Here is a 6,235-nt window from a genome sequence, read left to right as displayed (position 1 = left end):
CCGCCGTGGCGGCCAACGTCGCCGGGATCTACTTCCTCGGCAGCATCATCGGTTGGGAACGCTGGCTAGCCGATGCCGCGGGCTACTTCCTGGCCTGGCGCCTGTGCCTGTACGGTGCGACCGCTTACGGCTGGCTGTGGATGCGCCGCCGCCTGCTGGCACGCGAGGCAGGCGTGGAGGCACGGCGCCGCCTGGTCCGCGGCGANGCCGGGGCAACGGCGATCGTGGCCCTCGAAGTCAGCCTGCTCGCGCAGGCGGCATAGCGGGAGGCAGGACGATGACGCTTTTCACCACGGACTACCTGGAGTACTACCTGACGCTCGTGTCGTGGGTGGTCCACAACGGCATCTGGGCGGTGCTCGTGTCCAGCGGCGTGTTCGCCATTCCCTTCGTGGCGATCATCATCCAGGAATGGCTCAAGGCCCGCGCCGAGGGCGCCGACGAAGGCAACAAGGGCGTGCTGTCCTCGGCGCGCATCGAGAATCGCGTCTGGGTGGCGATCGTCGTGGTGATGTTCGCGGGCATCCCCTTCATCGACGTGGACCTCAACACGATCAAGTACGACCAGGCGCGCTCGGCGCAATGCCAGGTAAGCGTTCCCCAGCCATCCGATACCGGCTGGAGCCAATCGTTTCTCGACCCTTAACAACCAGAGCGCCAAGGTGCCCGTCTGGTGGGCGTTCATGCACGCGCTCTCGCGCGCCATCACCGGTGCTTCGGTGGCGGCGATTCCCTGCGGAACCGACCTTCGGCAGATCAGGATGGAGATCAACGCCACGCGCATCGACGACCCGGTGCTCGCTCAGGAAGTCGCGGACTTCACGCACGACTGCTACGGCCCGGCGCGCGCCAAGCTGTTCATGAGCCGCCCGGATCTCGATGAGGCCCAGATGCACGACGTCACCTGGATTGGCTCGAACTTCTTCGTCGGGACCTCCGGCTACTACGACACCTACCGCGCTAAGACGCCGCGCGACGGCTGGGCCTATGACAGCAGCCGGGACGCCGGCCTCGCGCAGGTGCCGAGTGGGGCGGGTTATCCCACGTGCCGCCAGTGGTGGAGCGACGGCGGCAACGGGCTGCGCGCCCGCCTGCTCGCGCAGGTTGATCCCAGTATGCTCAACCGCCTTGCCGGCTGGGCCGGCTTCCTGAGCCGCACGGAGGTCGATGACTCGGTGATCCGTGCCATCGCTTCGCCGCGCCAGCAGAAGCTCAACCAGGGCTCGGTCTATACCGACTACGGCGGCCAGATCGAGAAGACTGACCCGAACATCATCACGCGCGCAGCCAGCGATGTCGGCCTGGCCATTGGCTCACTGGGCTACTTCCCGGCCATGGACGCGGTACGCCAGGCATTGCCGATGGTGCTATCGCTCCTGAAGATGGCCCTGGTCATCTGCATGCCGCTGGTGCTCGTGGCCGGCACCTACAACCTCAAGACGGTGATGACGGTATCGCTGGTGCAGTTAGCTCTGTTTTTCGTCGACTTCTGGTTCCAACTGGCACGCTGGGTCGATAGCACGATTCTGGATGCGCTCTACGGATGGGGATGGGGATGGGGATGGAACCGACCGCATACCAACTTCGACCCGGTGATGGGCCTGAACAACGCTTTCGGCGACATGCTGCTCAACTTCGTAATGGCAACGATGTTTATCGTACTGCCCCTGTTCTGGGTAACGGCCCTGGGCTGGGCAGGCTACTCCGTCGGAAATCTGTTGCAGGGTCTTGTGGGCGGAACCGATGGGGCCAAGGCCGCTGGGGGCAAGGCAGGAGACCTGGCATTCGGAAATGCAATGAAGTGGGCATCGACACCTAGCAAGAAGAAATAATAGCCGCACCCAATGGCGGCGCAGGCATGCCTTCCAGAATCATCCCTCATATGCATTCGATGAGGGGCTAGGTGTTATCGGGATCATTGGGGTCGTGCGGATCGATGCGACACCCGTCGCTGGAGTAGAGACCGAATCCGGCATGTCCATGTCGCCACTCCGCTTCGGGCACTGTCAAATCGACGTGCTCGTAACCTCGCGCAAGAAACACCAGGAATACCAGTAGCAACGCAAGCCAGAAGGCGATGTACACGAGCAACGCCAAGATCGTCAGTCTGACCACCCATGGCAAGCCCGCGGCCAAAGCTCCCGGCATCCCCATAGATGCCATCCAGCAAACCACGCTCCGTTCGCAGCGCTCGTAACCCCGCCAGCCTCGGCCAAGCCAGCGGCCGAGGCGTTCTGCAATGCTGATACGGGTCTTCGTGCTCATGGCGTCACCTGTTGTAGGGTGTGGTCCGGCTATTCCACGGTTTAGCTCCAATCCTGTTTGCTTGCCTGCATCAATGCGTTCCAGTCGTCAGGCGGATTCCCCCGACCAAGCATCTTCTCGAACACCGCATAGGGGTCCGACTTGCTGCCCGAAGACCGCAGCGTCTGCTCGTCGTTGACCCAGGCGTAGATGATCACCCTCGCCTTGGAGTCATAGCGGAAGAACAGCCGAAACCGCCGTCCGATCTTGGCCCGCCGCCAATGGCGGTGGGCCGGCCCCAAAGTATTGCCCTGGCGGTACTCGTCGCGGGCCGGATCGCCTGGTACCACGTCCAGCATCAACTGGCTCAAAGCCCGGAAGATCTTGACGTTGGCGTTGGACTCGAAGCCCTCCGGGTCATTCTGCTGCGCACGCCTGGCGGCCGTATTCAGTTTCTGCAACTGCTCGATCACACAGTCGTGGAACAGCAGCGCCCAGCCATGCCGTTGCATCAGAGTTCCACTTCCCCGTCGATCTCTTCGGCCAGGTTCACGCCATCACCAGCGTGCGCCAGCATGGCACGAGCCAGATCCTCGGGCAGACCCTGGACGTTCCGGCCAGCTTCAATGTCGCGGGCCAGCAGGCTCAGGAACCCGCCGATGGCAGGGTCCTCGTGCTCGGCATCGACGCGGGTGACGACGACTTCGCTGCCCCGCAGGTCGAACGCAAGCTTGCCACCCGCATCGACGCCGAGCGCCTGCCGGATGGGCTTGGGCAGCGTGATCTGGCCCTTGGAGGTCAGCGTGGCAACTTCATGAATGGCAGGCATGTCGCGCTCCTAATCATTGACTTGACCCAATGGTAAGGAATTTTCCTTACTTCGTCAAGATGAAATGAAGGAGCGTTTGTGCCCGCTTTTAAATGGCACCGGTCGGTTGCCGCCCCTACAGCATGTTCGTTGCGCGATTTCCGCAACCGCCGGCCCCAGGATTTCGCCGCTCAGGCTGACGCACTCGATGCCGGCTTTGCGAAAGTGGCTTCGCGCAAACGCCGATCTCTGCAAGCGATCCAGATCGGGAAAACCGCTCAGTGCCAGACCTCAGTGAACATGATCGTGGGCTTCTTCAAACTCGGCGTCGAAGTCGATGGTTTTCAACCGGCCCAGCAAGTCGTGAAATGCCTGCTCGCCTCCCAGTAGGCGGGCAAACACCGCGCACTGGCATAAGAGCGAATCCAGCAACAGTCGCTGATCTTCCTCGGACTGGAACTGATTCACACCGGAAAGAATGAGTTGATACGCCGTCTCGGCGTAAATGCTTGGTTTAGTCTGGTCATTTGACCGTTCCATGTCATCGTAACCCCTGATCGAGCTCACTTTGCCACCGCCAGAGAGGGATGGCGGCGACCCGCAGGGGTGAGAAACCGGCTGATACCAGACCGGCCAGACGCGAACGCCTGCCCTACGGATCGCCATAACGCGACCCGCTGGTATCAATTCGGGTTCTCACACCCGGCGCCGATATGCAGCGCGGGGCAAGGATTGCACACGGTCATTTGCCGTGACAACCGGAAACACTGGATATTCCAGAGATATTTCGACTTTCCAATGTCACCTCGCGCGCACCGGGTGCTCGGCCACCCCTGTTTTTCCCTGCAACAAAGGGGCACCTGCCATAGCGCATTGACGATGGAAGGCCTTGCTATCTATGCAGCGCTATACAAATGGCTTAGCAAGGGGTAAAGGACAATGGAATGGCATCAAGGGGAAAGGCCCTACCTGGAAAAGGAAAAGGCCGCTCCACCCGGTACTTGAGGCGATGAGGATGTTTGCACTGTTCCAGCGAAAACGGCCGATGCCGGCGCAAGCCCCGGTATCTGTCGAACTGCCCAAAGGGCTGACGCGGCCAGAGTCGGCCGCGTCCTTGCTGGCAACGCCGCGCAGACGGAAGTTGCTGGATCACATCTGGCAGCGCACCTCGCTTTCGCGCAGGCAGTTCGCCACGCTGTACGGCGCGCCGCTGGAGCGCTATGCGGAACTGGTGCAACAGTTCCCGGCCTCGGAGAGCCACCACCACGCCTACCTCGGCGGCATGCTCGACCACGGACTGGAAATCGTTGCCTTCGCCTTAAAGCTGCGGCAGTCCCATCTGCTGCCCGCTGGGGCAACACCGGAAGACCAGGCGGCGCAGGCCGAGGCCTGGACGGCGGCTATCGCGTATGCGGCGCTGCTCCACGACGTCGGCAAGATCGCCGTCGATCTCCACGTCGAGCACGAGGACGGCAAGGTCTGGCACCCGTGGCATGGGCCGCTGACGCGGCCCTACCGCTTCCGCTTCCGGGAAGACCGGGAATACCGGCTGCACGGCGCAGCCACGGGACTGCTCTACGGCCAGGTGCTCGATCGCAGCATCCTCGACTGGCTCAGCGGCTATCCCGCCCTGTGGGCCTCGCTGCTGTACGTGTTGGCCGGCCAGTACGAGCATGCCGGCATGCTGGGCGAGCTGGTCGTCCAGGCCGACCGGGCATCGGTGGCGCAGGAACTCGGCGGCGATCCGTCGCGCGCCATGGCGGCGCCGAAACACGCGTTGCAGCGCAAGCTCGTGGACGGCCTGAGCTACCTGCTCAAGGAAGAGTTGAAGCTGAACCAGCCCCAGGCGTCGGACGGCTGGCTGACGCAGGATGCCTTGTGGCTGGTAAGCAAGACCTGCTCCGACAAACTGCGCGCGCACCTGCTGTCTCAGGGTATCGAGGGCATCCCTTCCAGCAACACAGCGTTGTTCAACGTGCTGCAGGATCATGGCGTGCTGCAACCGACCCCGGAGGGCAAGGCCATCTGGAAAGCCACCGTCACCAGCGAATCAGGCTGGTCACACAGTTTCACGCTGCTGCGGCTGTCACCGGCGCTGATCTGGGAGGCGAACGAGCGCCCGGCAGCGTTCACGGGCACCGTCGTGCCCGAGGTGTCCGCCGCCGACGAAAGCACCGACGCCGCTCCGGTCAAGGCAACGCCGGCGGAACCCACCACACCGGCCGCGTTGGTTGTGACGGCCACCACCATGCCATCTGCACCGCTGGCTGTATCACCTGTCGCTACCGCGCACGTGCAACCCGATGCGATGGAGGATCTGCTGTCGATGTTCGGCACACAAGTGATCCCTGTCAGTACGCCCACGGAAGACACCGTGGACACGCCGCCGGTGATGCCGCCCGAGCGGATCGAAGCACCGCCCGCCGCTCCACCGGATCATCCGCCTGCCGCCCCGACGCAGCCTTCTGCGGCGCATTTCCTGACCTGGCTGAAAGATGGCATCGCCACGCGCAAGCTCATCATCAACGATGCGAAAGCGCTGGTGCATACCTTGGACGACACCGCCTACCTGGTCAGTCCAGGGGTGTTTCAGCGCTATGTCCAGGGGTACCCGCAGATTGCCGCATTGGCGAAGCAAGAGAAGTTGCAGGACTGGCAATGGGCGCAGAAACGGTTCGAGCGTCTCCAGCTTCACCGCAAGCACGCCAGCGGCTTGAACATCTGGACCTGCGACGTGACCGGGCCGCGCAAGTCGCGCCGGTTGCATGGCTATCTGCTGGCGGACCCGCAATCGGTGTTCAACGAACTTCCGCCCAACAACCCCTACCTAACCCTGCATCAAAATAGTGGCGACTAGCATGATTTCGAGAATCCGCTGGAGTACATTCAATCTTTAGTGTCGGGAGGTTCTCGCAGCGACTTCAAGTTCTCTTCGGTTTCCGCCATCAGCAGAGCCGACGTAACGCCCAAGGCTTCGGCGACCCGCAAGATAATCGCCAGGGTAGGCATGTGCTCCCCGCGTTCGATCTTGCCCATATGAGAGCGATCAATGCCCGCGCAGGTTCCGCTTCGTAGGTGGTTGAGCCTGTTGGCCGGCCCTGCCGCATGGATCGCTTCTGCATCAACAGAAGCGTTGCGGATGGGGTGAATATAAACCACGGTAAATTTAACTCATGGTGCTAG

Annotated in this window: 6 protein-coding genes and 1 pseudogene; 2 read left to right on the top strand and 5 right to left on the bottom strand. The window is 62.4% G+C overall.

Features of this window, described 5'->3' with window-relative positions; translation table 11 throughout:
- The first annotated feature begins 277 nt into the window (after window positions 1-277).
- Window positions 278-1,832, top strand: a pseudogene (locus ALO64_RS03760) (conjugal transfer protein TraG N-terminal domain-containing protein).
- A gap of 67 nt (window positions 1,833-1,899) precedes the next feature.
- On the opposite strand, the gene ALO64_RS03755 reads toward ALO64_RS03760, so the two are convergent.
- The 4 genes from ALO64_RS03755 to ALO64_RS23755 all read right to left on the bottom strand — a co-directional run bounded on the left by ALO64_RS03755 (window position 1,900) and on the right by ALO64_RS23755 (window position 3,592).
- Window positions 1,900-2,265 carry a DUF3742 family protein gene (locus ALO64_RS03755; protein WP_044344348.1) on the bottom strand — a complete coding sequence of 122 codons (366 nt, stop codon included), beginning with the start codon at window positions 2,263-2,265 and terminating at the stop codon, window positions 1,900-1,902.
- A gap of 41 nt (window positions 2,266-2,306) precedes the next feature.
- Window positions 2,307-2,756: a type II toxin-antitoxin system YhaV family toxin gene (locus ALO64_RS03750; RefSeq protein WP_044344347.1), complete on the bottom strand. Its 450-nt coding sequence runs from the start codon at window positions 2,754-2,756 to the stop codon at window positions 2,307-2,309.
- Window positions 2,756-3,073, bottom strand: coding sequence for a type II toxin-antitoxin system PrlF family antitoxin (locus tag ALO64_RS03745; RefSeq protein WP_044344346.1), 318 nt, complete (start codon window positions 3,071-3,073; stop codon window positions 2,756-2,758). Before ALO64_RS03745 ends, ALO64_RS03750 begins: the two co-directional genes overlap by 1 nt.
- Before the next feature lie 270 nt (window positions 3,074-3,343).
- A complete protein-coding gene (locus ALO64_RS23755; protein WP_082303413.1) occupies window positions 3,344-3,592 on the bottom strand; it encodes a hypothetical protein in 249 nt (82 codons plus the stop codon).
- Between the two features lie 475 nt (window positions 3,593-4,067).
- Here ALO64_RS23755 and mobH point away from each other — a divergent pair, with 475 nt between their 5' ends.
- Window positions 4,068-5,909 (top strand): MobH family relaxase, encoded by a 1,842-nt coding sequence (mobH, locus tag ALO64_RS03735; protein ID WP_044344344.1) that lies wholly within the window; start codon window positions 4,068-4,070, stop codon window positions 5,907-5,909.
- Window positions 5,910-5,938: 29 nt separating this feature from the next.
- Here mobH and ALO64_RS03730 read toward each other — a convergent pair whose 3' ends face one another.
- Window positions 5,939-6,211: a helix-turn-helix domain-containing protein gene (locus ALO64_RS03730; protein ID WP_456238957.1), complete on the bottom strand. Its 273-nt coding sequence runs from the start codon at window positions 6,209-6,211 to the stop codon at window positions 5,939-5,941.
- Window positions 6,212-6,235: the final 24 nt, after the last annotated feature.

The sequence above is a fragment of the Pseudomonas meliae genome (genome assembly GCF_001400515.1).
Lineage (GTDB): Bacteria > Pseudomonadota > Gammaproteobacteria > Pseudomonadales > Pseudomonadaceae > Aquipseudomonas > Aquipseudomonas amygdali.
Note: the sequence above shows the minus strand (reverse complement) of the source record. Positions and strands in the feature narration are given on the sequence as shown.